The 26,990-nt window shown below is 67.9% G+C and carries 18 protein-coding genes and 2 pseudogenes; 11 read left to right on the top strand and 9 right to left on the bottom strand.

The features are described 5' to 3' along the window. The 5 genes from ACZ5R1_RS03060 (at position 1) to ACZ5R1_RS03040 (ending at position 6,300) form a co-directional block, all read left to right on the top strand. On the top strand, positions 1-1,452 hold the full coding sequence (locus tag ACZ5R1_RS03060; RefSeq protein ID WP_042137461.1) for an anion permease: 1,452 nt from the start codon (positions 1-3) through the stop codon (positions 1,450-1,452). A 963-nt stretch (positions 1,453-2,415) separates the two neighbouring features. Beyond that, a complete protein-coding gene (locus ACZ5R1_RS03055; protein ID WP_042137459.1) occupies positions 2,416-3,951 on the top strand; it encodes an acetyl-CoA hydrolase/transferase family protein in 1,536 nt (511 codons plus the stop codon). Positions 3,952-4,193: 242 nt separating this feature from the next. Continuing rightward, on the top strand, positions 4,194-5,105 hold the full coding sequence (pbpG, locus tag ACZ5R1_RS03050) for a D-alanyl-D-alanine endopeptidase (RefSeq protein WP_037006760.1): 912 nt from the start codon (positions 4,194-4,196) through the stop codon (positions 5,103-5,105). A 176-nt stretch (positions 5,106-5,281) separates the two neighbouring features. Beyond that, positions 5,282-5,998, top strand: a complete 717-nt coding sequence (locus ACZ5R1_RS03045) for a carbonic anhydrase (protein WP_144956561.1) — start codon at positions 5,282-5,284, stop codon at positions 5,996-5,998. A 59-nt stretch (positions 5,999-6,057) separates the two neighbouring features. Continuing rightward, positions 6,058-6,300 (top strand): hypothetical protein, encoded by a 243-nt coding sequence (locus ACZ5R1_RS03040; RefSeq protein ID WP_042137455.1) that lies wholly within the window; start codon positions 6,058-6,060, stop codon positions 6,298-6,300. Here ACZ5R1_RS03040 and ACZ5R1_RS03035 read toward each other — a convergent pair. The 9 genes and pseudogenes from ACZ5R1_RS03035 to ACZ5R1_RS02995 form a co-directional block, all read right to left on the bottom strand. Beyond that, positions 6,294-6,731 (bottom strand): GNAT family N-acetyltransferase, encoded by a 438-nt coding sequence (locus tag ACZ5R1_RS03035; protein WP_042137453.1) that lies wholly within the window; start codon positions 6,729-6,731, stop codon positions 6,294-6,296. The genes ACZ5R1_RS03040 and ACZ5R1_RS03035 overlap by 7 nt on opposite strands. A 2-nt stretch (positions 6,732-6,733) precedes the next feature. Then, on the bottom strand, positions 6,734-7,744 hold the full coding sequence (locus ACZ5R1_RS03030; RefSeq protein ID WP_007161081.1) for an AI-2E family transporter: 1,011 nt from the start codon (positions 7,742-7,744) through the stop codon (positions 6,734-6,736). A gap of 131 nt (positions 7,745-7,875) precedes the next feature. Continuing rightward, complete coding sequence (locus tag ACZ5R1_RS03025; RefSeq protein WP_042137451.1) at positions 7,876-8,817, bottom strand: diguanylate cyclase domain-containing protein; 942 nt, start codon at positions 8,815-8,817, stop codon at positions 7,876-7,878. Beyond that, positions 8,814-13,670 carry a PAS domain S-box protein gene (locus ACZ5R1_RS03020; RefSeq protein ID WP_042137449.1) on the bottom strand — a complete coding sequence of 1,619 codons (4,857 nt, stop codon included), beginning with the start codon at positions 13,668-13,670 and terminating at the stop codon, positions 8,814-8,816. Before ACZ5R1_RS03020 ends, ACZ5R1_RS03025 begins: the two co-directional genes overlap by 4 nt. Before the next feature lie 344 nt (positions 13,671-14,014). Then, positions 14,015-14,779, bottom strand: a complete 765-nt coding sequence (locus ACZ5R1_RS03015; protein WP_371099681.1) for a methyl-accepting chemotaxis protein — start codon at positions 14,777-14,779, stop codon at positions 14,015-14,017. Positions 14,780-14,920: 141 nt separating this feature from the next. Further along, positions 14,921-15,904: pseudogene (locus ACZ5R1_RS03010) on the bottom strand (HAMP domain-containing protein); the annotation flags it as partial. A gap of 121 nt (positions 15,905-16,025) precedes the next feature. Next, a complete protein-coding gene (locus tag ACZ5R1_RS03005) occupies positions 16,026-16,790 on the bottom strand; it encodes a methyl-accepting chemotaxis protein (RefSeq protein WP_420893614.1) in 765 nt (254 codons plus the stop codon). A gap of 141 nt (positions 16,791-16,931) precedes the next feature. Next, positions 16,932-17,918 (bottom strand): annotated as a pseudogene (locus ACZ5R1_RS03000) (cache domain-containing protein); the annotation flags it as partial. Between the two features lie 183 nt (positions 17,919-18,101). After that, positions 18,102-19,052: an AEC family transporter gene (locus ACZ5R1_RS02995; RefSeq protein WP_042137443.1), complete on the bottom strand. Its 951-nt coding sequence runs from the start codon at positions 19,050-19,052 to the stop codon at positions 18,102-18,104. A gap of 324 nt (positions 19,053-19,376) precedes the next feature. Here ACZ5R1_RS02995 and ACZ5R1_RS02990 point away from each other — a divergent pair, with 324 nt between their 5' ends. The 6 genes from ACZ5R1_RS02990 (at position 19,377) to pqqD (ending at position 26,897) form a co-directional block, all read left to right on the top strand. After that, positions 19,377-21,809 carry a glucose/quinate/shikimate family membrane-bound PQQ-dependent dehydrogenase gene (locus ACZ5R1_RS02990; RefSeq protein WP_144948639.1) on the top strand — a complete coding sequence of 811 codons (2,433 nt, stop codon included), beginning with the start codon at positions 19,377-19,379 and terminating at the stop codon, positions 21,807-21,809. Between the two features lie 447 nt (positions 21,810-22,256). Next, positions 22,257-24,647: a pyrroloquinoline quinone biosynthesis protein PqqF gene (gene pqqF, locus ACZ5R1_RS02985; RefSeq protein WP_042137439.1), complete on the top strand. Its 2,391-nt coding sequence runs from the start codon at positions 22,257-22,259 to the stop codon at positions 24,645-24,647. A gap of 184 nt (positions 24,648-24,831) precedes the next feature. Further along, complete coding sequence (gene pqqA / locus ACZ5R1_RS02980) at positions 24,832-24,903, top strand: pyrroloquinoline quinone precursor peptide PqqA (RefSeq protein ID WP_003243383.1); 72 nt, start codon at positions 24,832-24,834, stop codon at positions 24,901-24,903. Positions 24,904-24,958: 55 nt separating this feature from the next. Continuing rightward, positions 24,959-25,870 carry a pyrroloquinoline quinone biosynthesis protein PqqB gene (gene pqqB, locus ACZ5R1_RS02975; protein WP_027601037.1) on the top strand — a complete coding sequence of 304 codons (912 nt, stop codon included), beginning with the start codon at positions 24,959-24,961 and terminating at the stop codon, positions 25,868-25,870. Between the two features lie 5 nt (positions 25,871-25,875). Then, the gene (gene pqqC, locus ACZ5R1_RS02970; protein ID WP_027598782.1) at positions 25,876-26,625 is read left to right on the top strand and encodes a pyrroloquinoline-quinone synthase PqqC; all 750 of its coding nucleotides are present in this window, start codon (positions 25,876-25,878) and stop codon (positions 26,623-26,625) included. Beyond that, positions 26,622-26,897 (top strand): pyrroloquinoline quinone biosynthesis peptide chaperone PqqD, encoded by a 276-nt coding sequence (pqqD, locus tag ACZ5R1_RS02965; RefSeq protein ID WP_007161090.1) that lies wholly within the window; start codon positions 26,622-26,624, stop codon positions 26,895-26,897. The genes pqqC and pqqD overlap by 4 nt, the downstream gene beginning before the upstream one ends. The last annotated feature ends 93 nt before the right edge of the window (positions 26,898-26,990 follow it).

The raw sequence follows: 26,990 nt of genomic DNA, 5'->3' as shown, positions 1-26,990 counted from the left end.
ATGCGTACCACCTGGAAATTCCTGCTGCCCCTCGCCGTCACCGGACTGCTGGCGCTGCTGCCGGCTCCCGACGGCCTGCCCGTTCATGCCTGGCTGTACTTCGCCCTGTTCGCCGGCGTGGTGGTGGGGCTGATCCTCGAGCCCCTGCCCGGCGCGGTGATCGGCCTGATCGGCGTGGCCCTGGCGGCCCTGCTGGCGCCCTGGGTGCTGTTCAGTCCGGCGCAACTGGCCACCCCCGGCTTCCGGGCGCCCCAGGAGGCGCTGAAATGGGGCCTGGCGGGCTTTTCCAACAACACCGTCTGGCTGATCTTCAGTGCCTTCATGTTCGCCCTGGGCTACGAGAAGACCGGACTCGGGCGGCGCATCGCCCTGCTGCTGGTCAAGGCCATGGGTCGGCGGACCCTGACCCTGGGCTATGCGGTGATGCTGGCGGACCTGGCCCTGGCGCCCTTCACCCCGTCCAACACCGCACGCAGCGGCGGCACCGTCTACCCGGTGATCCGCAACCTGCCGCTGCTCTACGATTCCAAGCCCAACGACCCCAGCGCGCGGCGCATCGGCTCCTACCTGATGTGGGTGGCGATCTCCTCCACCTGCGTCACCAGCACCCTCTTCCTCACCGCCCTGGCGCCCAACCTGCTGGCCGCCGCCCTGATCGAGAAGACCGCCCAGGTGCACATCAGCTGGGGCCAGTGGTTCATCGCCGCCGCGCCCATGGGCATCCTCCTGCTGGCCCTGCTGCCGCTGCTGGCCTACTGGCTGTATCCGCCGGAGATCAAGCGCAACGACCAGGTGCCGCTGTGGGCGGCCAAGGAACTGGCCGCACTCGGCCCGCTGACGCGCGACGAAAAGCTGCTGCTGGCCCTGGTGATCGGTGCCCTGGCGCTGTGGATCTTCGGTGCCGCCTGGGCCGATCCGGCGCTGGTGGGCATCCTGGTGATCGTGCTGATGTTGCTGCTCAAGGTCATCACCTGGAACGACGCCCTGGGCAACAAGGCCGCCTGGAACACCTTCGCCTGGTTCGCCACCCTGGTGGCCCTGGCCGATGGCCTGACCCGGGTCGGCTTCGTCGCCTGGTTCGGCCAGTGGGTCGCCGGCCATCTGGGCGGCTTCCATGCCGGCACCGCCATGGTGGTGCTGGTGGTGGTCTTCTTCCTCGCCCACTACCTCTTCGCCAGCTCCACCGCCCATACCACCGCGCTGCTGCCGGTGATGCTGGCCGCCGGCATGGGCATCCCCGGCATCGACCTGCCGGTGTTCGCCCTGCTGCTGGGTACCTCTCTGGGACTGATGGGCATCATCACCCCCTACGGCACCGGGCCGAGCCCGGTGTACTACGGCAGCGGCTACCTGCCCAGCGCCGACTACTGGCGGCTGGGGACGATCTTCGGGGCGCTGTTCCTGCTGGTGCTGCTGGGGATCGGGGTGCCATGGATCATGATGGTGGCGTGAGGGGTAGCTGGGCGTTCGGTGCCCAACGCCTGGGTCGTGGTGATCCGGGCGGATCGGCGTAGGTTGGGTTGAGCGATAGCGAAGCCCAACGGATTAGGGTTATGGGTGCCCTAGCTGTTTATCGAGTGCTCTGAGGGCTTTTGTTTCGCCCACCCGGGCGAGTCACTTTTGCCAGTCGCGGCAAAAGTAACCAAAAACGCTGTCCCCACGTTTCGGCCCTCCGCTGCGCTCCGGGTCCCCTCGCTCCGGCGCCGCTCCGGGGGCTCGGCACGAAGGGGCCTCCTGCCCCTCGCGCCTTGCTCGGCGTCCTGCCTCGCATACCCCCTCTGCGACACCTGCACTCGGCCTCACTGACGGGGCCGGGCGCAAGCCTGGGAATTCGGAGTTCAGAGGTCGTAGCGTGGAAAACCGCGCAGCGTTTTCCACTATTGGGCGCCGACACCATCAGTGGACAAGGCTTCGCCGTTGTCCACGCTACGGGCTCTTCAAACAACACTTTCAGGCTGGTGAATCGCCCCGTTCAGAAGGGCGAATGCCAGTGTCGTGGAGTGGGTCGAGCCGCAGGGATGCGGCGAGAGGTCCAGTGGGCCATGGACGGCCCATCTGGACCGACCCCGGAAAGGCGCTGGCGTGAGCGGACCCGGAGCGCAGCGCAGGGCCGGATGTCCGGGGCAAGCGCTTTTGGTTACTTTTGTTCGGGACGCGTAGTCCGGGGCGCGCAGCCGCGATTGGCAAAAGTGACTCGCCCGGGTGGGCGAAACAAAAATCATCAGCAAACCACGATAAACAGCCAGGTCACCCATAACTCTAATCCGTTGGGCCTCGCTATCGCTCAACCCAACCTACGCCTCACTCCCCAAAAATTTCCCCTCCCACCCGACCTTTTGCTTAGGGACCTAAGCATCCCTTCGGCGTAGAATCCACATTCTTAGTGTGCTTTCGATAACACCCGCAGAGGTCGTCATGTCCCACCGTATTCGCCATCCCGGTTTCGCCGCCAAGCGCCAGAGCGCCGAGCAGGCCGCGCAGTTCATTCGTCACGGCATGACCGTGGGCATGAGCGGCTTCACCGGGGCCGGTTATCCCAAGGCCGTGCCCGGTGCCCTGGCCCAGCGCATCACCGCCAGTCACGGCGCCGGCGAGCCCTTTCGCATCAAGGTGCTGACCGGCGCGTCCACCGCACCGGAGCTGGACGGCGCCCTGGCGCGGGTCGATGGCATCGAGTTGCGGGTGCCCTTCCAGTCCGATCCGGAGCTCCGCAGCCGCATCAACGCCGGTGGCCTGGACTACATGGACATCCACCTCGGCCAGCTGGCGGAAAAGGTCCGCTATGGCTTCTTCGGCAAGATCGACGTGGCCGTGGTAGAGATCGCCGCCATTCGCGAAGACGGGCTGCTGGTGCCCTCCTCCTCGGTGGGTAACAACAAGACCTGGCTGGACATGGCCGATGCGGTGATCCTCGAGGTCAATCGCTGGCAGCCCGACGCCCTGGACGGCATGCACGACATCTACACCGACGGCGCCCTGCCGCCCCACCGCACGCCGATTCCACTGGCGCACCCCGGCGACCGCATCGGCTCGCCCTATCTCGAGGTGCCGCTGGACAAGGTGGTGGCCGTGGTGGAGACCGACGCCCCCGACCGCAACAGTCCGTTCAAGGCGCCGGACGCCGCCTCCCAGGCCATCGCCACGCACCTGCTGGACTTCCTTCGCTTCGAAGTCCGCCAGGGGCGCATCCCGGCCAATCTGCTGCCCATCCAGTCGGGGGTCGGCAACATCGCCAACGCCTTCATGCAGGGCCTGGCCGAGAGCGAGTTCGAGGGGCTGACCGCCTTCACCGAGGTGATCCAGGACGGCATGCTGGAACTGCTCATCAGCGGCAAGATGGAGCTGGCCTCGGCCACCTCCTTCTCCCTGAGCCCGGCGGGCATCGAACGCTTCGTCGAGCATGCCGAGTCCTTGCGCAAGCGCATCATCCTGCGCCAGCAGGGGGTCAGCAATCACCCGGAACTGGTGCGGCGGCTGGGTTGCATCGCCCTCAACGGCATGCTCGAAGCCGACCTCTATGGCAACGTCAACTCCACTCACCAGATGGGCACGGGGATGATGAACGGCATCGGCGGCTCCGGCGACTTCGCCCGCAACGCCTATCTGTCGGTGTTCATGGCGCCGAGCACCGCCAAGAACGGGCTGATCTCGACCCTGGTGCCCATGGTCAGCCACGTCGACCACACCGAGCACGATGTCTCGGTGATCGTCACCGACCAGGGCCTGGCCGACCTGCGCATGCTCAGTCCCAAGCAGCGCGCCCGGGCCATCCTCGAGCACTGCGTGCACCCGAGTTTCCGTCCGGCGCTGGCGGATTACTTCGAGCGCGCCCTGGCCGGCAGCCATGGCAAGCACACCCCGCACCTGCTGCCCGAGGCGCTGGCCTGGCACGAGCGCTACCTGGTCACCGGCAGCATGCTCGGCCCCGCCGCCCAGGAAGCCCACGACTGAAAGGCAAGGCGCCCGAGGCCTCTCGGGCGCCCTTTCGCTCCGCCATCCCTGCCGTCCGTCGCCCATCTGCAACTAATTGTGACTTTTTGCCAGCGCGCTGTGTAAAAAGCTGCCTTGTCGGATTCCCAGCCGACATTCCGGGTGATAAAAGACGTGAAATCTCTGAGCAATGTCCTTGATCTGCAAGGGGCATTGCCGTTCGCGGTTGTTCTAACCCCGCCCCCTTTTCGAGAGCTGCCACCGTGAAGATCTGTCATCAACTTGCCGGCCTGTTGCTGGCTGGCTTGGTCGGGCTGAGTCCGGCCGTCCTGGCCCAGACCCCACCAAAGGTCAAGGCCGCGGCCGCCGCCACCGCCCAGCGCCTGGCCTCGAACCACGCCCTGGTCGTCGACCTCAAGACCAACCAGGTACTGTTTTCCCAGAATCCCGACCAGGTCGCCCCCATCGCTTCGGTGACCAAGCTGATGACCGCCATGGTGGTGCTCGATGCCCGGCTGCCGCTGGAGCAGACCATCGACATCGACATCAGCGAGAATCCGGCCATGCGCGGCATCTTCTCGCGGGTGCGCCTGGGCAGCCAGCTGACCCGCCGCGACATGCTGCAACTGGCACTGATGTCTTCGGAAAACCGCGCCGCCACCAGCCTCGCCCACCACTATCCGGGTGGCCAGCGCGCCTTCGTCGCCGCCATGAATGCCAAGGCTCGCGCCCTGGGCATGAGAAACACCCGCTACGCCGAACCCACCGGCCTGTCGCCGCTCAACGTCTCCACCGCGCGTGACCTGGTCACCCTGCTCAAGGCCACCGAGCACTATCCGCTGCTCGGCCAGCTCAGCACCACCCCGGAAAAGACCCAGGCCTTCCACAATCCCAACTATGTGCTGGGCTTTCGCAACACCAACCACCTGGTCTACAACGCCGACTGGAGCGTGCAGCTGACCAAGACCGGCTACACCGACAAGGCCGGTCACTGCCTGGTGATGCGCACCGTGATGGCCGGTCGTCCGGTGGCCTTCGTGGTGATGGACGCCTTTGGCAAGTTCACCCACATGGCCGACGCCACCCGCGTCCGCCGCTGGCTGGAAACCGGCGCGCTGAGCCCTCTGCCGGGCGCGCCCAAGGCCGGTCGCAGCACGGTGCTGGCGCGGCAGTGACGCCCGCCTGAGCAGGTCCCGAAGCCGCGTCTCGACGCGGCTTTTTCTTGCCCGGCGCCTTTCCGCGGGTCGGATACCGGGCGCCGCGCCTGGCGGGATCGGCGGCGGACGACAATAGTTGTCTCAAGCGCTGGAGACCGCAGTACCGGCACGCCCCCACGCCAAGAGGTGTCCCGATGAAGCCCACCCTGTCGCGTCGCCAAGTCCTCCAGTGCGCCTGCTGCCTGCCGCTGGCTGCCGCCCTGGCACCCCTGACCCTGCCCGCCCTGGCGGCCCCGACCAAGGCCCACACCACCCTCACCGCCGAGCAGGCCCTGCAACGGCTGATCGACGGCAACCAGGGCTTCATGGACGACCAGCCGCTGCACGGGGAAACCAATCGCGACCGGCGCCTGGCGATCGCCAAGGGCCAGACGCCCTTCTGCGTGCTGGTGTCCTGCTCTGATTCGCGGGTCTCGCCGGAGCTGCTGTTCGGTCGCGGCCTGGGCGAGCTGTTTATCGTGCGCAACGCCGGCAATACCCTGGACACCACCGCCCTGGGCTCGGTGGAGTACGCCATCAGCCAGCTGGGGGTGCCGCTGATCGTGGTGATGGGCCACGAGAAGTGCGGCGCGGTGGAGGCCGCGGTGGCGGTGGTGGAGCAGAACGCCCTCTATCCCGGTGCCATCGGCGCCATGATCGAACCCATCCTGCCGGCGGTGCTCAGCGCCCGGGTCGGCAATCCGCCGGATCTGCTGGAAGCGGCGGTGCGCAGCAACGTGCAGCGCACGGTCAGGCGGCTGCGCGCAGCCTCCGAGCCGACCCTGCTCGCGCCGCAACAGAAGGGCCAGGTCAAGGTGGTGGGCGCCTACTACACCCTGGAAAACGGCCACGTGGACTTCTTCGACGTCTGAGGCGGGCACCCCCGCCGTCAGCCGCGGTCTAGGGCTGTATCCCCTGCCTGGAACGCCCCATGAGCAAAGACGCAATCGCCCACGAGTACTACGAGACCGTCACCGGCCGCTGCTGGCTGGATGACGTGCGCGAATGGCGCCGCCTGCAGGCCGAAGCCCAGGCCGCCGCGGATCGCTACCTGGCCTGCCCGGAGGATCTCGAGGCACCCGAACGCCTACGCCTGGAACAGACCTGGCGCACCAGCAACGAGGAGGCCGGCGCCTTCTGGCAGCGCATGTGGTCGAATCTGGATCGTCAGTGAGCGCCCGCTGGCGACTGCTGCAGGGTCAGGCTGAAGGCTTCGAAACCTAGCGCATGCCAGAAGGCCTGACCTCGGGCGTTGCTAGCCAGGACATTGAGTTGCACCGGCCGGTCCGCCGGCCAGAGTTGTTCGCGTAGATGATCGTAAAAGGCCCGGCCCAAGCCCTGCCGGCGCGCTCCGGGCACCACATAGAGATGACGCAGAAAGATGCGCTCGTCTTCAAGGCGATAGAGCGCATAGCCCACCGGTCGGCCGTCCCTTTCGGCCAGGATGGCTTGGTAGTCACCATTGCTCAGCCAGTCTGCCAGGCGCTGACGCAAGGCTGCTTCGGCCAGGGGCTGCGGACTGCCCTGATCGCACTGCAGGCCGGCATTGAAGTCGGTCAGCACCTTTAGGTCGGCGAGTCCGGCCGGCCGATAGACGAGCGTCATCGCTAGACCAGCCCTTCCGCCTTCAACTCGCTCTTCAGATAGGCGTAGTACACCGGCGCCGCCACCAGCCCGGGCAGGCCGAAGGCCGCCTCGAACACCAGCATGGCCACCAGCAATTCCCAGGAGCGGGCGCTGATCTGGCCGCCGACGATGCGGGCGTTGAGGAAGTATTCCAGCTTGTGGATGGCGATCAGGTAGCCCAGCGCCGCCACCGCGACCCAGATCGATAGCGATAGGCCGGCGATGAAGATCAGGGTGTTGGACATCAGGTTGCCGATCACCGGCAGCAGACCCAGGATGAAGGTGAGGATCACCAGGGTCTTGGCCAGTGGCAGGTGGACATCGAACAGCGGCAGCACGCCGAGCAGGAAGATGCCGGTCAGGGTGGTGTTGAGCAGCGAGATCTTGATCTGGGCGAAGACGATGTTGCGAAAGGCCTGGGCCACCAGGCCGAGACGCACCAGCAGCGCGCCGGACAGCGGCCGCAGGCGCTCGGGATCGGGGGTGGGCTGCAGCGCGACGATGGCACCGAGGATCATGCCGATCAGCACGATGACAAAGGTCCGCGCCGCATCGCGACCGAACAGCTGCAGTTGCGCCACATGGGCGCGCACCCATTCCACCAGCTCCTGCTTCATGCTGTCGGCGTTGGCCGGCAGGTAGGCGTCCAGCGAGGGCGGCAACTGGGCGCGGGCGCGCTCGGTGAGCACCATGAACTTGTCCAGCAGTCGTCCGGGGTTCTGCACCTCTTGGATGATGAAGCTGGTGAACCAGACGAAGAACAGCGTCAGCAGGCTCACCACCAGGGTGCCGAGCAGGGCCACGGCGAGCCAGCGCGCGCCGCCGCCGGGCAGATGACGCTGCAGGCGCCCGGCCAGGGTGTTGACCAGTTCGTACACCAGCAGGCCGGCCAGTAGGCTGGGCAGGAGCTTGAGCGGGAGAACCAGATAGAGCGCGGTGAAGACGATGATCCAGCTGGCCAAGATGGCCTGGCGTTGCGTGAAGGCGTACATAGATTACCGGCGGCAGAATCCCTGCCCGCAGTCTGACAGTCTGCCGCCTCGCCGCCCAGCCTGGATAACGAAGAAAGCGCGGACCTCTGTTACCCGGCATTACCCGAGCGGGCGCTTTGGCGGCCCTCGCCTCAGCCGCCCAGTTCCGCGGCGCAGACCCGGGCGCGGCCCTGGTGTTTGGCCGCATAGAGCTGGGCATCGGCGGCGGTGATCAGGGCGGCCGGATCGACGGTGGTGGGCGGCAGCGCCGTGGCCACCCCCAGACTCAGGGTGACATAGCCGGTCACCGAGGAATAGCCATGGGTCAGGCGCTGGTCGCGCACCTGCTGCAGCAGTCGCTCGGCGACCTGGGTGGCGCCTTCCAGGTCGGTGCCCGGCAGCAGGCAGCCGAATTCCTCGCCACCATAGCGCGCCAGCAGGTCATAGGGGCGGAACAGCCCCTGCCCCAGCGCCTGGGCCACCTGACGCAGGCACTGGTCGCCGGCGAGATGACCATAGTGGTCGTTGTAGGCCTTGAAGTGATCGATATCCATGAGGATCAGCGAAAAGGGCGTGCCTTCGCGTTGGCTCTGGCGCCAGCCGCGCAGCAAGGCCTCGTCGAACTGGCGGCGATTGGGGACGCCGGTGAGACCGTCGACCAAGGCGATGCTGCGCAGGGCGTCGCGTTGCGCCTTGAGGGTCAGCTGGGTGCGCACCCGGGCGCGGACGATGACCGGATTGATCGGCTTGCTGATGAAGTCCACCGCGCCCAGCTCCAGGCCGGTCACCTCTTCGTCCGGGCCTTCCTGGCCGGTGACGAAGATCACCGGAATGGCGGCGGTGGCCGGATCGGCCTGCAACCGGCGCAGCACCTCGTGGCCGTCGAGCTGGGGCATCATCACGTCGAGCAGGATCAGGTCCGGCTGCTGCGCCAGGGCCAGTTGCAGGGCCTGGGCGCCACTGGTGGCCATCAGCGTCTCGCAATCCTGGCGAAAGAGTTCGTGGAGGATGCGGATGTTCAGCGGCTGGTCGTCGACGATCAGCAGTTTGGCCTTGCTGCGCCGTCCGGCGGCCTCGGCAGTCGGCGGAATCATAGAGCTTCCTTCAGATCGGGCAGGGTAACAAGCGCCGCGGCGAAGTCGAGGGTCTCGACCTGGGCGCGCAAGAGGTCGTAGCGCACCTGGGCTTCGGCCCGGCAGTGCACGGGCAGCTCGGCGATCAGCTCAAGGGCGTCGAGATTGCCCTGGCTGAGCAACGCTTCGAGTTCGTCCAGGCGTGCACGCCAGTCGACCTGGGTGTCGGTTGCGGTTGTACGTGTGGTTTCGGCAATGACGGGCGGCGGCAGGACCTCGGCCAGGGCACCGCGCAATTCGACGAGGGCTTCGTCGAGCAGTTGTCGCAGGGTCGTCAATTCCATCGCCACCTCCGTGGGGACACCCGCGCCGGCCTTGCCGGCGCGTTCGCCCTCGGCGGCGCGCGCGGCCAGGCGCTGGGCACCCATGGTGCCGGCGCTGCCCTTGAGGGAGTGTAGTACGGCCACCGCCGCCTCGCTGTCGGCGGCCTGCCAGGCGTTCGCGAGGCCGTCCAGCAGGCTGACGGAGTCCTCGGCGAAGCGTTCCAGCAGCGAACCGAACAGCCGGGCATCGCCGCCGAAGCGGCGCAGGACGAGACTCAGGGGTTCCACCTGGCGATCCTCGACGACCGGCGCGGCAGCGGGCACCGTGCTCACCTCCTGGCCGGTCAGGCGCTGCAGGCGGGCGACCAGCAATTCCAGGTCGATGGGCTTGCCGATATGGTCATCCATGCCGGCGGCCAGGCAGGCGTCGCGATCGGTGTGGGAGGCATTGGCGGTCATCGCCAGGATCGGCAGGGTGCGGAAGCGCCCGTCGGCGCGGATGCGGCGGGTCGCCTCCAGGCCGTCGATGTCGGGCATCTGCATGTCCATGATGACCACGTCCAGCGGCGCACCCGAGAGCACCCGCTCGACGCCTTCCAGGCCACCCTCGGCCAGCTCCACCTGGGCACCCTGGGCCAGCAGCAGCTCGGCGGCCACCTGGCGGTTGAGGGCATTGTCTTCCACCACCAGCAGGCGCAGGCCGGCCAGGCGATGGCTTTCGTCGACCACCGCGGCGGCGTGCACGCCGGCCGGGATCTCGGCGCCCAGGGCGCGCTCCACCACCTCGACGATCTGCGCCGGGGTCACCGGCTTGGTCAGGTAGTCGTCGAAGAGCGCGTCGTCGCTCTGCTGGGCTTCGGTAAGGAAGTCGCGGCCGAAGCCGGTGAGCATGATGACCTTGGGTCGGTTGTCGGCCTGCCGCTCGCGCAGCTGCCGGGCCGCCAGCAGGCCATCGCCGTCGGGCATGCGCCAGTCCATCAGCACCGCCTCATAGGGCTGCGCCTGCTGCTGGGCCTGGGCGACCCGCGCCAGGGCGGCGGCGCCGCTGGTGACCAGGTCCACCTGCCAGCCGAGGGCCGCCAGGGTCTCCACCAGCACCTCGCCGACCAGGGTATTGTCGTCGGCCAGCAACACCCGCCGGCGCACCGGCGCCAGCTGGGCTTCGCCCTGGCTGTCCACCGCCAGGGCGGCATCGAACCAGAAGCGGCTACCCACGCCCAGCTCGCTTTCCACCTGCAACTGGCCATCCATCAGCTCCACCAGGCGCTTGCAGATGGCCAGGCCCAGCCCGGTCCCGCCAAAGCGCCGGCTGATCGAGGCCTCGGCCTGGGTGAAGCCCTGGAACAGCTGCTCCTGATGCGCCGGGCTGATGCCGATGCCGGTGTCCTGCACCGAGAATTCCAGGCGCAACTGACCATCCGCCCGCGCCAGCTGGCGCACGCTGACCAGCACCTGGCCGGCCTCGGTGAACTTGAGGGCGTTGCCGGCCAGGTTGATGAGGATCTGCTGCAGCCGCAGGCTGTCGCCGATCAGGGCGGTGGGCAGCCCGGCATCCAGGTGGTAGTTGATCTCGACGTTCTTCTCGCCGCTGTTGCCCGAGAGCACCACGCCCAGGTTGCGCAGCACCTGCTCCAGGCTGAAGGGATGGACGTCCAGCTGCAGCTTGCCGGCTTCGATCTTGGAGTAGTCGAGCACGTCGTTGAGCAGCCCCAGCAGCGAACGCGCCGCCTGCTGGGCCTTGGTCAGGTAGTCGCCCTGGCGGGCGTCGAGGGCGGTACGCTGCAGCAGTTGCAGCATGCCCAGCACGGCGTTCATCGGCGTGCGGATCTCGTGGCTCATGTTGGCCAGGAAGGACGACTTGGCCTGGCTGGCCAGGTCGGCGCGGGTGCGCTCCTCGCGCAGCCGGTTTTCCAGCTCCAGCTGTTCGGTGATGTCGCGGTTGATGCCCACCACCCGCAATACCCGGCCGCGCGAATCGCGCTCGGTGCGGGCGCCGGCGATGATGTGGCGCAGCGAGCCGTCCTGGCGGCGCACGCGGAACACCGGATCGAACACCCCGCGTCCGGCCATGGCCGCGCCCAGGCGCTCTTCGGCGCTGGCCAGGTCGTCGGGGTGCACGCGGCAGCGCCAGTCGTTGTAGGTGATGCCGGCGGTGCGCTGGGTCTCGGTCCACTCGTAGAGTTCGAACATCCGCTCGTTGCACTGCACCTGGCCGGTGTCGGGCTGCCAGCACCAGATGCCCAGCTGGGCGACGTCGGCGGCCATGGTCAGCTGGTCGCGGGCCTGCAGCAGCGCCTGACGCTGGCGACTCTGCTCGGTGATGTCGGCGATGATGGCCACCGCCAGGCGCTCGCCGTCGGTCCACATCACCCCCAGGCTCAGGGTGAGGGGGAAGACGCTGCCGTCCGCGCGGCGCCCTTCCATCTCCTGGCCCTGCGGGCCGGCCTGGTCGTCGGGGATCTCCTGCGGGCAGCTGAACAGCGCCTCGTAGCCGGCCAGGTAGCCGGGAATCAGCCGGCGGATGGGTTGCCCCACCACCTCGGCGGCGCGATAGCCGAAGATGCGTTCGCCGGCCGGGTTGAAGGAGCGCACCAGGCCACTGCTGTCCACGGTGACGATGGGGCTGACCGCGGTGTCCAGGATCGCCCGGGTCAGGGCCAGGCTGGCGGCCAGTTCCTGCTCGGCGGCCTTGCGTTCGGTGACGTCCGAGGCGATGCCCAGGTAGCCGCTGACCTGGCCCGAGACATCACGCATGGTGGTCACCACCAGGCTGACGTCACGGTGCTCGCCGTCGCGGCGGACAAAGGTCCACTCACGGGCATCGGCGCCGGTGCGCTCGGAGCGCTCCACCAGCACGCGGAACCCGGCGACCGGCAGGCCGTACTCGGCTTCCAGGGTGGCGCCCTGGGTGGCCAGTTCTCCCGGCAGATGGAAGTCGCTGGCGTGCCAGAGCCCCACCACCTCCTGGGCGCGATAGCCCAGCAGACGCTCGGCGCCTTCGTTGAACAGGGTGATCAGGCCGTCGCGATCGGTGGCGATGATGCCCACCTCGGACGCCGCGCGCAGCACGTCGCCGAGCAGGCGGTTGGTCTGGCTGAGTTCGGCGGTGCGCTGGGCCACCTGCTCTTCCAGGCGGGCATTGAGCGCCAGGATCTCGGCCTGGGCGGCCTTCTGCAGCGAGATGTCGCGCACCGTCTTGGAGGCGCCGGTGACCCGGCCATCACGGCCGCGCATGGGCGAGACGCTGACCAGCACATCGATAAGGTGACCATCGCGGTGCTGGCGACGGGTCTCGAAGTGCGGCACCGGCTCGCCCCGGCCGATGCGTTCGAGCACCGACCACTCTTCGTGCTCCAGCTCGGTGGGCACCACCAGGTCGAGCAGGCGCTGACCCACGGCCTCGCTGGCGGTATAGCCGAACAGCTCTTCCGCCGCGTGGTTCCAGCTCAGCACCACACCCTGGAGGTCCTTGCTGATGATGCCGTCGGACGAGCTTTCCACCACCGCGGTGAGGTTGGCCTGGTCCTGCTGGTACTGGCGGCGACGCTGGCGCGTGGTCATCACGGCGAAGGTCAGGCCGGCCGCCAGCAGGCTGAACAGCTTGCCGAACAGGTGCACCAGCGGCACCGAGACCAGGTGCTGGGCGGCGACGAAGGTCGGGGTGGCGGTGAACGCCAGTTGCCATTGGCGGCCATAGACCTCCTGCACCAGCTGCCGCTCGGACAGTGCTTCCACGGGCTCCTGCTCGTCCCCGCCCTGGCGATAGAACAGGCTGGGCGCCTCGGGAACGGTCACGTCGCTCAGGCGGATGATGACGCCGGGAATGTTCAGGCGCAGGCTGCCGATCATTTCCTCGATGCTCAGGGGCACATAGGACCACCCCAGGGTCGCCGCCTCGCGGGCGGTCGGATCGGCCGGTGGGCGGCCACCCTGGTAGATGGGCAGCAGCATCAGAAAGCCGGGCTCCGGCGGCGAGGAGGCCTGCAGCTGCAACGGACCGGTCAGGTGGATGTCGGCATGCCGCATGGACAACACGGCGGCCTCGCGGCGGACGGGATCGGACGCCGCATCCATGCCGATGGCCTTCAGATTGCGCCAGGCGGGTTCCAGGTACTGGACGACGTAGCGATCGCCTGCGTGGGGGACGAAGGGATGGATGGTGAAGTCGGGCGAGCCATCGGCACGGGCCTTGGCGAGAAAGGCGGCCTCTTCGCCCTGAGGCACGCGGCGGATGAAGCCGACGCCGCGGGCACCGCGAAATTCCTGGCCCAGGTCGTGGACCCGCCCGTAATCGCCGAGCAATTCACGCGACAGGCTGCCCCCGGCGACCACCACCACATCGCGCATGCCGATCAGGCTGTATTCGTAGATGCGCAGCCGATCCAGCACCTGATCGCGAACATCGTCGGCGACGTCGTCCAGGGCGCTGCGCAGCTGCTGATCGTTGCGCTCGGTCAGATGGCGCATGGTCAGACTGGTCAGCAGGACGCCGAACAGAAAGACGCCGAGACCCCAGCGTACGCGAGAGGATTTGCACAGCCTGCTGAACATGGAGCCCCTGGTGGCAAAAGGTGCCACGCCGTAGGTTAGGCGGTGCCAGGAGCGGGAAGCGCGAACGGAGCGGGGCCTCCACCAGACCTGGCGGTAACGGCTAACCCATCGGCGGGAAAAAAGGCTTTCTTGATACCGCGGATCGTGCGCCGGGCTGAAGCGCAGCGGGCGCCAGGCGCAAAGCGGCAAGCCAGAGCAGGTTCACGCGCTAATTAGTTTTACTGTTTCTGACGAATGGTTCAGGAAAGATCGGCCTTCACGCACGCCTTCCTGACCTTCCGGACAGCAAAAAGGGAGAGCCGACCCCAGGTCGACGCTCCCTTTTCGCAGACTTTTCGCGCGAATCAGATGCGGAAGCCACCCACCAGCCGCTGCAGGCGACCGGCTTCGGCTTCCAGGGCGGTACAGGCCGCCAGGGTGGCCTGGAGGTTGTCCACGCCCTGCTGATTCAGCAGGTTGATCTCGCTGATATCCATGTTCAGGGTCTCCACCACCGAGGTCTGCTCCTCGGTCGCGGTGGCCACCGACTGATTCTGGCCGTCGATTTCGCCGATGCGCTCGGTCACGCTGCCCAGCCGCTCGCCGGCGCTCTTGGCCACCTGCATGCTGTGGGCACTCTGCCGCTGGCTTTCCTGCATCAGGGCCACGGCGTCGCGCGAGCCGGTCTGCAGCTCTTCGATCATCTGCTGGATCTGCTGCGCCGAACTCTGGGTGCGGCTGGCCAGGGAACGTACTTCATCTGCTACCACGGCGAAGCCACGCCCGGCCTCACCGGCCCGCGCGGCCTCGATGGCGGCGTTGAGCGCCAGCAGGTTGGTCTGTTCGGAGATGCCACGGATGACCTCGAGGATCTGGCCAATGTTGGCGGTCTTGCCGTTGAGCGCTTCGATATGCTCGCAACTGGTGCCGATCTTGCTCGACAGCGCCTGCATGGCGTGCAGGGCTTCGTCCAGCACCTCGCGGCCTTCCTCGCCCTGGGCCCGGGCGGTGCTGGCCTCACCGGAGGCATGGGCGGCGTTGCGGGCGATCTCCTGGGCGGCGGCGCCCAGCTCGTTGATCGCCGCGGCCACGCTGGTGGTGCGCTGCGCCTGCAGATCCGACTGCTGCATGGACGACTGCGACGACTCCAGCACCCGGCGGGTGCCCTGGTTGAGTTCGCCAGTGCTCTGGGCCACGTCGCGGATCGAGGTGTGGATGCGCGCCACGAACTTGTTGAAGGCCTCGGCCAGGGCGCCGAATTCGTCGCGGGCCTGCACCGGCAGGCGGCGGGTCAGGTCGCCCTCGCCTTCGGCGATGTCGGCCATGGCACGGGTCAGGTCGTGCAGCGGACGCAAGAGGACGCGGATCAGCAGGCCCAGCAGCAGGATGATGGCGATCACCGCTATCACCGTGGCGACGATGGCCAGATTGCGCGCCTGGGTCACCGGGGCATAGGCCTTGGCCTGGTCGATGGACAGGCCCAGGTACCACTTGACCGAGGGCAGGCCCTCGACCGGGGTAAAGCTCACCAGCCGCTCGCTGCCATTCTGGCTGACGGCGTGCAGACCGGGCTGCAGGGAGGGGGTCTGCTCGGGGAAGACGTCCTTGAGGGTCTTGAGCACTTGCTCGGGATGGCTGCTGACCAGCACCTTGCCGTCGCCGTCGACCAGGAAGGCTTCGCCAAGGCCGCCGACGTCGAGCGAGGTGATGATATTCACCAGCGCCGAGAGGTTGAGATCGCCGGCCACCACGCCGGCCAATTGGCCGTCACGCTGCAGCGGGGTGGCGATGGTCACGCCCAGCTGCCCGGAAGAGGCGAAGATATAGGGCGGGGTCAGCACCGTGGCGCCGGCGGCGGTGGCGGCCGCATACCAGGGCCGCTTGCGCGGATCGTAGCCGGCGGGCAGGTTGCGCAGCGGACGGGTGGTGTAGGTGCCGTCGACCTCGCCCAGGTAGGTGGAATCGAAGGTGCCGGTGTAGATCTTCTGGTCCAGCAGACCGACCAGGCCTGCGGGCGAGCGATCGCGCGCCAGGGTCTGGGCTTCGCCTTCGATGAGCTTGACCCGCGCGTCCAGCCAGTAGGCGATGTTGCCGGCGGTGACCCGGCCGGTTTCCGCGAGGTTGGCACTCAGGCTCTGGTCGATGGCCTGGCGTTGCAGATAGGCATTGAAACCGGCGGAAGCGGCCAGCGCGGTGGTGATCACCAGCGCCGCGACCAGCAGGATCTTGTGGCTGAATTTCAGGTGTCGCTTCATACAGGTCTGCGTCCGTAGCCAGGGTGGAGCCATGCCGGATTCAGGGCATGGCGGTCCTTCGTTATCGGGCACGCACGTTACGACTTGAGCGGAGCGGCACGCTCTTGTCCGCCGGCCCGCGCTAGATGCGGAAGCCACCCACCAGGCGCTGCAGACGACCGGCTTCGGCTTCCAGGGCGGTGCAGGCCGCCAGGGTGGCCTGGAGGTTGTCGACGCCCTGCTGGTTCAGCAGGTTGATCTCGCTGATGTCCATGTTCAGGGTCTCCACCACCGAGGTCTGCTCCTCGGTCGCCGTCGCGACGGACTGGTTCTGGCCGTCGATCTCACCGATGCGCTCGGTCACGCTGCCCAGCCGCTCGCCGGCGCGCTTGGCCACCTGCATGCTGTGGGCGCTCTGCCGCTGGCTCTCCTGCATCAGGGCCACGGCGTCGCGCGAGCCGCTCTGCAGCTCCTCGATCATCTGCTGGATCTGCTGCGCCGAACTCTGGGTACGGCTGGCCAGGGAACGCACCTCGTCGGCCACCACGGCGAAGCCACGCCCGGCTTCCCCCGCGCGGGCCGCTTCGATGGCCGCGTTGAGCGCCAGCAGGTTGGTCTGCTCGGAGATGCCGCGGATGACCTCGAGGATCTGGCCGATGTTGGCGGCCTTGCCGTTGAGCGCCTCGATATGTTCGCAACTGCTGCCGATCTTGGCCGACAGCGCCTGCATGGCGTGCAGGGCTTCGTCGAGCACCTCGCGGCCTTCCTCGCCCTGGGCGCGCGCGGTGCTGGCCTCGCCGGAGGCATGGGCGGCGTTGCGGGCGATCTCCTGGGCGGCGGCGCCCAGTTCGTTGATCGCCGCGGCCACGCTGGTGGTGCGCTGGGCCTGGATGTCGGACTGCTGCATGGACGACTGCGAGGCTTCCAGCACCCGGCGGGTGCCCTGGTTGAGTTCGCCGGTGCTCTGGGCCACGTCGCGGATCGAGGTGTGGATGCGCGCCACGAAGTGGTTGAAGGCCTCGGCCAGGGCGCCGAATTCATCGCGGGACTGCACCGGCAGGCGGCGGGTCAGATCGCCCTCGCCTTCGGCGATGTCGTCCATGGCGCGGGTCAGGTCGTGCAGCGGGCGCAGCAGGACGCGGATGAGGAAGCCCAGCAGCAGGATGATGGCGACCACCGCCACCAGGGTGGCGACGATGGCCAGGTTGCGCGCCTGGGTCACCGGGGCATAGGCCTTGGCCTGGTCGATGGACAGGGCCAGGTACCACTTGACCGAGGGCAGGCCCGCGACCGGGGTAAAGCTCACCAGCCGCTCGCTGCCGTTCTGCAGGACGTGATGGAAGCCCGGGGCCAGGGTCGGGGTCTGCTCCGGGAAGACCTCCTTAAGCGATTTCAGCACCTGGTCGGCGTGGCTGCTGACCAGGATCTTGCCGTCGCCGTCCACCAGGAAGGCTTCGCCCAGACCGCCGGCGTCCAGCGAGGTGATCATCTTCATCAGGCTGTCCATCACCAGGTCGCCGGCCACCACGCCGATCAGCTTGCCGTTCTGCAGGACCGGCGCGGCGATGGTGATGCACAGAAAGCTCTGCGGCGGCGCGGTCAGGTAGGGCTCGGTGAGGATGGGAGCGCCGGCGCTGACCGCGGCCTTGTACCAGTCGCGCTGGCGGGCATCGTAACCGGCCTCCATGGAGGTATGGGGGCGGTCGGTGAAGGTGCCGTCGACCTCTCCCAGGTAGGTGGAATCGAAGTTGCTCGTGTAGAGCTTCTCTTCCAGCAGGCCCACCACGTTGGCCGGGCTGCTGTCGCGGCTGAGCGCCTGGGCCTGGCTGTCGATCAGCTTGACCCGCGCGTCCAGCCAGTAGGCGATGTTGCCGGCGGTGATGCGGCCGATCTCGCCCAGCGAGGCTTCGAGACTCTGGGTGATGGCCTGGCGCTGCAGATAGGCGTTGAAGGTGGCGAAGCCGGCCAGGGCCAGGGTCACCACCAGGGCGGCCGCCAGCAGGATCTTGTGGCTGAATTGGAGCGAGCGTTTCATGGTTACCACACGTAAGACTTGGGGAGTGGGCGGCCGCTCTCCTCGCACATACTTATTGCGATAGGCATCGAGAGGGCAAATCGACCGGGGACGGTCGAGGCCGCACTATTACGCATAAATCCGACTTTTAGCTGGCGCCAACCGATAAACGTTCTCACAACGCCGATGTCTGGGCGGCGTGCCCTACAGCAGGCTGAAACCTTTCAGCAGGAGCAGCCCCAGATTGGTGGTCAGCATCCCGCCCAGGGTACTGAGCACCACGATGGTCGCTGCCAGCTGGGCATTGCTGCCGGCGGCGCGGGCCATGACGAAACTCGACGCCGCCGTCGGGCACCCGAGGTAGAGAAAGAGAATGCCCAGCGCCGGTCCCTGGATGCCCAGCGCCAGGGCGCCCAGCACGCCCAGCAGCGGAATCCAGACGATCTTCCACAGGCTGGCGCCCACCGCCAGACCGCTGCTCTCGCGCAGCGAGGCCAGCGACAGGGTGGCGCCGATGCACATCAGCGCCAGCGGCAGGGTGAGCCCGGCGAAATAGCGCGCCGAGGTGTCCAGCCAGCGCGGCAGCTGCCATTGGAAATAGGCGAAGGGAATCGCCAGCAGGATGCCGATGATCAGTGGGTTGCCGAGGATGCTGCGCAGCAGGGTGCGCCAGTTGGCCTCCAGGTGCGGACTGTAGAGCGCCAGGACGATGGCCGAGAGCACGTTGTAGAAGAGGATGACCATGCCGGCCATGATCCCGCCCACCGACAGCCCATAGTCGCCGTACTGGGTCGCCGCCAGGGCCAGGCCGACGATGCCGCAGTTGCCGCGAAAGGCGCCCTGCACATAGACCCCGCGATCGGCATGGGGACAGCGCCAGATCGCCCAGCCCCAGGCGGCCAGGAAACTCACCACCGTGGCCAGGGCGAAATAGCCCAGCAGCAGCGGTTGCAGCGCCTCGCCGAGATCGGCCTTGAGGATGCCGAGAAACAGCAGGGTCGGCATGGTGGCGCGAAACACCAGGGCCGAGGCGGTGTTGATGAAGGGGGTGTCGATCCAGCCCAGCCGCTTGAGCACGCAGCCCAGCAGCACCAGGGCGAAGACCGGGGCGGTGACGTCGAAGGTCGCCTGGACCAGGGCAAGCGCAGCGGACATGGCGGAAGGCATCGCGGGAACGGCTCGCGATGGTAGCAGGCACGACGCTCCGCGGGGCCCTTCCTTCCGTCATCGCGAAGTGACATCAGTCAATGCTTAGCTTACTATCTACCCGCCCGATTCAGACGACGCCCCCGATCCATCCCCCGCTTCGCCTCAGCGCAACCGCTCTAGCTTCCTGCCAGGGAAGCCGGCGAAGGGGTGGAACAATAAGACAGACAACAGGTTCAGACGTAGCAGACGACAGATCCGCATGCGGTTCCGATTTGCGATGTCGTCGATCGAGTCGAAGTCTCTTTTCACGATTGCATTGCGAGCGCTGCCATGACTGTCACTTCCAACGCGAGACCGGGAGGCCTGCCTGCCAGGTTACTCGGCATCCTGTTCATCCTCCTGGGCCTGGCCCTCTTGGGGCTGGGCATCAAACTGGCCACCCTCGGGGGCTCCCTGTACTACCTCGGCGGCGGCGTGCTGCTCGCCCTGAGTGGTTACCTGCTGTGCATCCGGCGGGCCAGCGGGGTCTGGGTCTATGCCTTCTTCCTGGTGATGTCCACCGCCTGGGCCGTGCTGGAAGTCCAGTTCGACTGGTGGCAGCTGGTGCCGCGCCTGGCGCTCTGGTTCGTCCTTGGCCTGGTGCTCCTGATCCCGGTGTTCCGCCGTCCGCTGGACAGCCGCAGCGGCGGCCTGCCGCTGGTCGGCTCCCTGGTGATCGCTGCGGTCGTCGCCCTGGTCGCCCAGTTCGTCAACTACAACCGTCTGGACGGTGACCTGGGCCGCGACACCGCCGGCACCCAGAGCGCCGCGCCGACCGCCGCCGATGGCGACTGGCCGTCCTATGGCCGTACCGCCTTCGGTGATCGCTACTCGCCGCTCAAGCAGATCGACGTCAACAACGTGAAGGATCTGCAACCGGCCTGGACCTTCCGTACCGGCGACATCCCCGGCCCGAACGATCCCCAGGAGACCACCGCGGAAAACACCCCGCTCAAGGTCAACGGCAAGCTCTATGTCTGCACGCCGCACAGCCAGGTGATCGCCGTGGATCCCGACAGCGGCAAGGAAATCTGGCGCTTCGATCCCAAGCTGAGCACCCAGCACGCCGACAGCTTCAAGGGCTGGGCGCACATGACCTGCCGCGGCGTGGCCTACCACGACGACGCCACCTATGCCGGCACCACTACCGCGGGCCAGAGCCCGGCCACCGGCAGTGCCGTCCCGGTCGACGAGCAGAGCACCCCGGCCGCCAGCAGTTGCCCGCGCCGCCTGTTCCTGCCCACCGCCGACACCCGCCTGATCGCCATCAACGCCGACACCGGCAAGGTGTGCAGCGACTTCGGCGACAACGGCCAGGTCGACCTGACTGCCAACATGGGCAGCTTCACGCCCGGCGGCTACTACTCTACCTCGCCGCCGGCGGTGACCCGCAACCTGGTGATCATCGGTGGCCACGTCACCGACAACGTCTCCACCGACGAGCCGTCCGGCGTGATCCGCGCCTACGACGTGCACACCGGCAAGCTGGTGTGGAACTGGGACAGCGGCAATCCGGACGCCACCGCGCCCATCGCCGCCGACGGCATCTACACCCGCAACTCGCCCAACATGTGGTCGATGATGGCCGTCGACGAAAAGGTCGGCATGGTCTATCTGCCCATGGGCAACCAGATGCCCGACCAGTGGGGCGGTGACCGTACCCCGGCCTCCGAGAAGTACAGCGCCGGCGTGGTCGCCCTCGACATCGCCACCGGCAAGGTGCGCTGGAACTATCAGTTCACCCACCATGACCTCTGGGACATGGACGTGGGCGGTCAGCCGACCCTGGTGGACATCAAGACCGAAGGCGGCGTGAAACCCGCGCTGATGGCCTCGACCAAGCAAGGCAGCATCTATGTGCTGGACCGCACCAACGGTCAGCCCATCTACCCGATCACCGAAACCCCGGTGCCCCAGGGCGCGGTGGAAGGCGACCACACCTCGCCGACCCAGCCGGTCTCCTCGATCAACCTGGCCGCGCCGACCCTCAAGGAAAGCGACATGTGGGGCGGTACGCCCTTCGACCAGGCGCTGTGCCGCATCGCCTTCCGCGAGCACCGCTACGAGGGCATCTACACCCCGCCGTCCACCCAGGGCTCGATCGTCTACCCGGGCAACTTCGGCGTGTTCGACTGGGGCGGCATCTCGGTCGATCCGGTACGCCAGATCGCCTTCCTCAACCCCAGCTACATGGCCTTCACCTCCAAGCTGGTACCGCGTGAAGAGATCGCCAACCAGCCGGCGCGCAAGAGCGAGACCGAAGGCATTCAGCCCAACAAGGGCGCGCCCTATGGCGTGATCCTGTCGGCCTTCCTGTCGCCCCTGGGCCTGCCCTGCCAAGCACCCGCCTGGGGCTACGTGGCGGGTCTCGACCTGACCACCGGCAAGCTGGTCTACAAGCACAAGAACGGCACCGTGCGCGACAACTCGCCGGTTCCGCTGCCCCTGCCCATGGGTGTGCCCAGCCTGGGCGGCACCGTCACCACTGCTGGTGGCGTGGCCTTCCTGAGCGGCACCCTGGACCAGTACCTGCGCGCCTATGACGTGAAGAACGGCAAGGAACTGTGGAAAGGCCGCCTGCCGGCCGGTGGCCAGACCACCCCCATGACCTACACCGGCAAGGACGGTCGCCAGTACGTGCTGGTCTATGCCGGCGGCCATGGCTCGCTGGGCACCAAGCAGGGTGACTACGTGATGGCCTTCGCCCTGCCCGAGAAGAAGTAAGGGCGCCCGCGCCCGAGCTCCCCTCTCCTCCGGGAGAGGGTCCGGGGCGAGGATGCTTCGAGCATTTTTGACATCCTGTTGGAATCCCCCCTCGCCCCACCCAAGAATCCCGGCCCAGCCGGGATTTTTTTCGCCTGGGTTTTTCTTTCCATGAAAAGGGCTTTGCTCCTTCCGGAAGGGAGCGGGGACGAGAGCCCCCTGGCACCCGGGGCCCCAGTGGAAAAGGCTGCGCCGTTTTCCACGCTACGGTATCGAGACCATGCCTCGCCCCAGGGAGAGGGCAAACCAAGCACAGCTCTCGCTTTTCCCCTTCTCCCCCCGGGAGAGGGCCGGGGTGAGGGCAAACCTCGACACTCCAACCGCTCTTCCCCCTCTCCCCCAGGGAGAGGGCCGGGGTGAGGGCAAACCCGCTCCATCCCCTCCACCCGACTCGGTTAAGCTACCCCCATGCCCACCTCCGCCCCCTTCCATCGCCGGCTGCGCCTGGCCAATGGCCTGGCCATCGCCCTGCTGCACGACCCCGAGCTGCCCCAGGCCGCCGCCATGGTGCGCATCGGCGCCGGCAGTCACCAGGCGCCGCGGGCCTTTCCGGGGCTGGCGCACTTTCTCGAACACCTGTTCTTTCTCGGCAGCCGGCGCTATCCGGCGGCGGACGGCCTGATGCCGCTGGTGCAGCGCCTCGGCGGTGAACTCAACGCCAGCACCCGCGAGACCACCACCGACTTCTTTTTCGCCCTGGCCCCCGAGCACCTGGCCGCCGGGCTCGCCCGGTTGCTGGACATGCTCGCCGCGCCCCTGCTGGCAGCCGACGCCCAGCGCCGCGAGCGCGAGGTGCTGCACGCCGAATTCATCGCCTGGTCGCGCAGCGCCGATACCCGTCGCGACCTGGCGCTGGCCGCCGGCCTGCCCGCCGACCATCCGGCCGCCGGCTTCCATGCCGGCAACCGTTACAGCCTGCCGCTGCAGAGCCCAACCTTCCAGGCGGCCCTGCGCGACTTCCAGCGCCAGCACTACCGGGCGGAAAATGCCCTACTGGTGCTGGCCGGGCCGCAACCGCTGGCCGAACTGGTCGACCTGGCCCGGGAACAGGGCGCCCTGCTGCCCCCTGGCCCGGCGCCCAGCGCCGTAACGCCCCAAGCGCTCCCGGCTGCAGGCGAACGCTGGCAGACCACCGCCACAACGCCCCCGACGCTGGCCGTGCAATTCGCCCTCGATGACCTGCCACCCGGCAGCTGGGAAGCGGCGGAGCTGCTGGAAACCCTGCTGCTCGGCGACCATCCCGGCGGCCTGCCGGCCCTCCTGCGCCAAGCCGGCCAGGCCGAACGACTGAGCCTCGCCTGGCCCTATCGCCAGGCCCGCCAGGGCCTGCTCCGGCTGGATCTCGTGCCCGGCCCCCAGGCCAGCCCGAGCCACCTGACCGGCATCCTGTGCCCCTGGCTGGACACCCTGCGCCAGACGCCCCTCGCCGCATTGCAGCAGGGCCACGCCGAACGCACCCAGCGCCTCTGGGCGACCCTGCCCGCCCTGGCGCTGGCAAGGCGCCTGGGTGAACGCCTCTGGCTGGATCGGCGAGGAAACGCCTGGCCACAACCGGCGCTCTCCCCGGCCGCCCAGGCCGCCTGGCCCCGGCTGCTCGCGCAACTGGTCCCGCAGCGCCTCAGCGGTTTCGCCGCCGGCCTGGCCGACTCCCCGTGCACAACAGCTCCCGCCGCCGTCCCCTTCGCCCTGCCTCCGATCAATCCTTTGCTCGCCGACCCCGTCACGCCGAGCGCCCCGACGAGGCAGTCCTGGCCGATCAGCCAGGCCCTCGCCCCCCAGCAGCGCGAAGGCCTGCTGTTTTTGCGCTGGCAATGGCCGGGACCGGCACCGGCCGCGCCCGACGTCCGGGTGCTGGGCGCGCTACCCCGGCTGGCCGCCGAAGCGGGCGTCACCCTGCGCTGGAGTCCGCCCGGGGCACCTTGGGAATTGCGGCTACAGGGCTGGGCCATGGCGCTGCCGGCGGTGCTGGAGCAGGCGCTCGGCCGCCTGACGAACGCGCTGGACCTTTCCCAGCCGCTCCCCGCAGCCTCGATCGAGCCCATGCTGATCCGCCAGTTGCTCAAGGTCCTGCCCGAGCGACTAAATGCGGTCATGCCGCTGACAGTCAATGAAGCAGACCCGCGCTGGCAGGCCCTGGCCTGTGGCCTGCCCCAGGCGGCGCAGGCGTCCCTGGCCGCCCTCACGCCGCCGCCTCGGCCCCAGGCCGGGCCGCTGGGCGAACCGCCGGGCTGCACCGGTCGCCACTGGCACCACGAACCCAGCGCCGATGCCCAGCAGGCGCTGCTGCTGTTCTGTCCGCAACCCGATGCGCGCCCCGCCACCGAAGCCGCCTGGCGGCTGTTGGCGGCGCGCCTGCAAGGACCGCTGTTCCAGCGCCTGCGCAGCGAGCGGCAACTGGGCTATGCGGTGTTTTCCGCCTATCGCCTGCTGGGCGATCACGGTGGCCTGCTGATCGGCGTGCAGTCGCCCCAAGCCCGGGCGGCGGAGATCCTCGCGGAAATCGAAGGCTGCCTGGCCGACAGCCGCAACGCGGTGCAGGCCGAGGCCATGACGCTGGCAGAAGACATCGGTCAGCTGGGGCGCGACTTCAGCCCCGCCACCCCTCAGCGCGCCGCCCTGGCCGAGCGGCTCTGGTGGGGCTTCCAGCGCAGTGGGGCGCTGGATCTCGCGCCCCTGCAGCAGGCCCTGGCCGCCCTGGATGACGGGGCCCTGCAGCAGGCCTGGCAACAACTCACCGCCAGCGACGCGCCGCGCTTCGCCCTGGCCAATGCCCACGCGCCATCCGGCTGGATGTCATAGCTTTCAACACTTTCCCGGGAGCGTCGGCCGGCCTTGGCGGTCAATCTGTTGCAGGATCGGTAAGACAGTTATGTCCGCCGGACCGCCAGCGATTCGTCGCGGCAAAAACCCTTAGCTAGGTAACATTTGTTAGACTTAACGACCGGATCCTTCCGGCTTTCGCAGTCAAAAGAGGAGACCTCCCATGTGGACCAAGCCTGCTTACACTGACCTGCGCATCGGCTTCGAAGTCACCATGTACTTCGCCAACCGTTGATGCGCCCCACGCCCCGGTTCGCCGGGGCGTACTTTTTCCAGGTTTAGCCTTTCCCATGCATATCCAGATTCTCGGCTCCGCCGCCGGCGGTGGCTTTCCCCAGTGGAACTGCAATTGCGTCAATTGCGACGGCTTCCGCAAGGGCACCCTCAGGGCCCAGGCCCGTACCCAGTCTTCCATCGCCCTGTCCGACGACGGGGTGAATTGGATCCTGTGCAACGCCTCGCCCGACATCCGCGCCCAGCTGGCCGGCTTCGCCCCGCTGCAGCCGGCGCGGGCCCTGCGTGACACCGGCATCCGCGCCATCGTCCTGCTGGACAGCCAGATCGACCACACCACCGGCCTGCTCAGCCTGCGCGAAGGCTGCCCCCACGAGGTCTGGTGCACCGAGATGGTCCACCAGGACCTCACCACCGGCTTTCCGCTGTTCAACATGCTCGAACACTGGAACGGCGGGCTCAGTTGGCAGCCCATCGCCCTGAGCGGCAGCTTCACCATCCCGGCCTGTCCGAATCTGGAATTCACGCCCTTCCCGCTGCGCAGCGCCGCACCGCCCTATTCGCCCCATCGCCACGATCCGCACCCGGGCGACAACCTGGGGCTGCTGGTCCACGACCGACGCACCGGCGGCAAGCTGTTCTATGCCCCGGGCCTGGGCCAGCCGGACGCCGCCCTGCTGGAGCTGATGGGCCAGGCCGACTGCCTGCTGGTGGACGGCACGCTCTGGACCGATGACGAGATGCAGCGTCGCGGCGTGGGCACCCGGACCGGCACCGAGATGGGCCACCTGCCGCAGAGCGGCCCCGGCGGCATGCTGGAGGTGCTGGCCGGCTTCGAGCGCCAGCGCAAGGTGCTGATCCACATCAACAACACCAATCCGATCCTGGACGAAGACTCCCCCGAGCGCGCCATCGTCGCGCGCCAGGGCGTGGAAGTCGCCTGGGACGGCATGTCCATCGAGTTGTGAACGCCATGCCCGACGCCCTTACGCCCGCCGAATTCGAAGCCGCCCTGCGCGCCAAGGGCGACCTCTACCACATCCACCACCCCTATCACGTGGCCATGTACCAGGGCCGCGCCAGCCGCGAGCAGATCCAGGGCTGGGTGGCTAACCGCTTCTACTACCAGGTCAACATCCCGCTCAAGGACGCCGCCATCCTGGCCAACTGCCCGGATCGCGAGATCCGTCGCGAATGGGTGCAGCGCATCCTCGACCACGACGGCGAGCCCGGCAGCGAAGGTGGCATCGAGGCCTGGCTGCGCCTGGCCGAGGCCACCGGCCTGGACCGCGAGCAGGTGCTCTCCCAGGAACTGGTGCTGCCCGGGGTGCGCTTCGCGGTGGACGCCTACGTCAATTTCGCCCGTCGCGCCTCCTGGCAGGAAGCCGCCAGCAGCTCCCTGACCGAACTGTTCGCGCCGCAGATCCACCAGTCGCGCCTGGACGCCTGGCCGACCCACTATCCCTGGATCGATCCGGCCGGCTACGAGTACTTCCGCACCCGCCTGGGCCAGGCCCGCCGCGACGTCGAGCACGGTCTGCAGATCACCCTGCAGCACTACACCACCTGGGAGTCCCAGCAGCGCATGCTGGAGATCCTGCAGTTCAAGCTGGACATCCTCTGGACCATGCTCGACGCCATGAGCATGGCCTACGAACTGCACCGCCCGCCCTATCACAGCGTCACCGCCGAGCGCCGCTGGCACCGAGGAATCGACCTATGAGCTTCGACCGCACCCAGGTGCCGCGCTGGCGCCCCGGCTATCGCTTCCAGTTCGAGCCGGCGCAGGACGCCCATGTGCTGCTCTATCCCGAGGGCATGATCAAGCTCAACGACAGCGCCGCCGCCATCGGCGGGCTGATCGACGGCCAGCGTGACGTGGCCGCCATCATCGCCGTCCTCGACGAACGCTTCCCCGGCGTGCCCGAGCTGGGCGCCGACGTCGAACAATTCATGGAGGTCGCTCGTGCAGAGCACTGGCTCCTGCTCGGCTAAGCCTTATTCGAGAAGTCGCCGAGCGAAGGTTAGGCAAGGCAGAAACCCGCGAGGAAGCGGAGTTTACAAATGGTAAATGAGCATTCCGAGCGG

Source organism: Pseudomonas sp. Pso3 (assembly GCF_055393275.1).
Note: the sequence above shows the minus strand (reverse complement) of the source record. Positions and strands in the feature narration are given on the sequence as shown.

Bases quoted from the DNA above. Each gene is read 5' to 3' on its own strand.
- ACZ5R1_RS03060 (WP_042137461.1), top strand. From the start codon at position 1: ATGCGTACCACCTGGAAATTCCTGCTGCCCCTCGCCGTCACCGGACTG.
- ACZ5R1_RS03055 (WP_042137459.1), top strand. From the start codon at position 2,416: ATGTCCCACCGTATTCGCCATCCCGGTTTCGCCGCCAAGCGCCAGAGC.
- ACZ5R1_RS03045 (WP_144956561.1), top strand. From the start codon at position 5,282: ATGAAGCCCACCCTGTCGCGTCGCCAAGTCCTCCAGTGCGCCTGCTGC.
- ACZ5R1_RS03040 (WP_042137455.1), top strand. From the start codon at position 6,058: ATGAGCAAAGACGCAATCGCCCACGAGTACTACGAGACCGTCACCGGC.
- ACZ5R1_RS03035 (WP_042137453.1), bottom strand. From the start codon at position 6,731: ATGACGCTCGTCTATCGGCCGGCCGGACTCGCCGACCTAAAGGTGCTG.
- ACZ5R1_RS03030 (WP_007161081.1), bottom strand. From the start codon at position 7,744: ATGTACGCCTTCACGCAACGCCAGGCCATCTTGGCCAGCTGGATCATC.
- ACZ5R1_RS03025 (WP_042137451.1), bottom strand. From the start codon at position 8,817: ATGATTCCGCCGACTGCCGAGGCCGCCGGACGGCGCAGCAAGGCCAAA.
- ACZ5R1_RS03020 (WP_042137449.1), bottom strand. From the start codon at position 13,670: ATGTTCAGCAGGCTGTGCAAATCCTCTCGCGTACGCTGGGGTCTCGGC.
- ACZ5R1_RS03015 (WP_371099681.1), bottom strand. From the start codon at position 14,779: ATGCAGCAGTCGGATCTGCAGGCGCAGCGCACCACCAGCGTGGCCGCG.
- ACZ5R1_RS03005 (WP_420893614.1), bottom strand. From the start codon at position 16,790: ATGCAGCAGTCCGACATCCAGGCCCAGCGCACCACCAGCGTGGCCGCG.
- ACZ5R1_RS02995 (WP_042137443.1), bottom strand. From the start codon at position 19,052: ATGTCCGCTGCGCTTGCCCTGGTCCAGGCGACCTTCGACGTCACCGCC.
- ACZ5R1_RS02990 (WP_144948639.1), top strand. From the start codon at position 19,377: ATGACTGTCACTTCCAACGCGAGACCGGGAGGCCTGCCTGCCAGGTTA.
- pqqF (WP_042137439.1), top strand. From the start codon at position 22,257: ATGCCCACCTCCGCCCCCTTCCATCGCCGGCTGCGCCTGGCCAATGGC.
- pqqB (WP_027601037.1), top strand. From the start codon at position 24,959: ATGCATATCCAGATTCTCGGCTCCGCCGCCGGCGGTGGCTTTCCCCAG.
- pqqC (WP_027598782.1), top strand. From the start codon at position 25,876: ATGCCCGACGCCCTTACGCCCGCCGAATTCGAAGCCGCCCTGCGCGCC.
- pqqD (WP_007161090.1), top strand. From the start codon at position 26,622: ATGAGCTTCGACCGCACCCAGGTGCCGCGCTGGCGCCCCGGCTATCGC.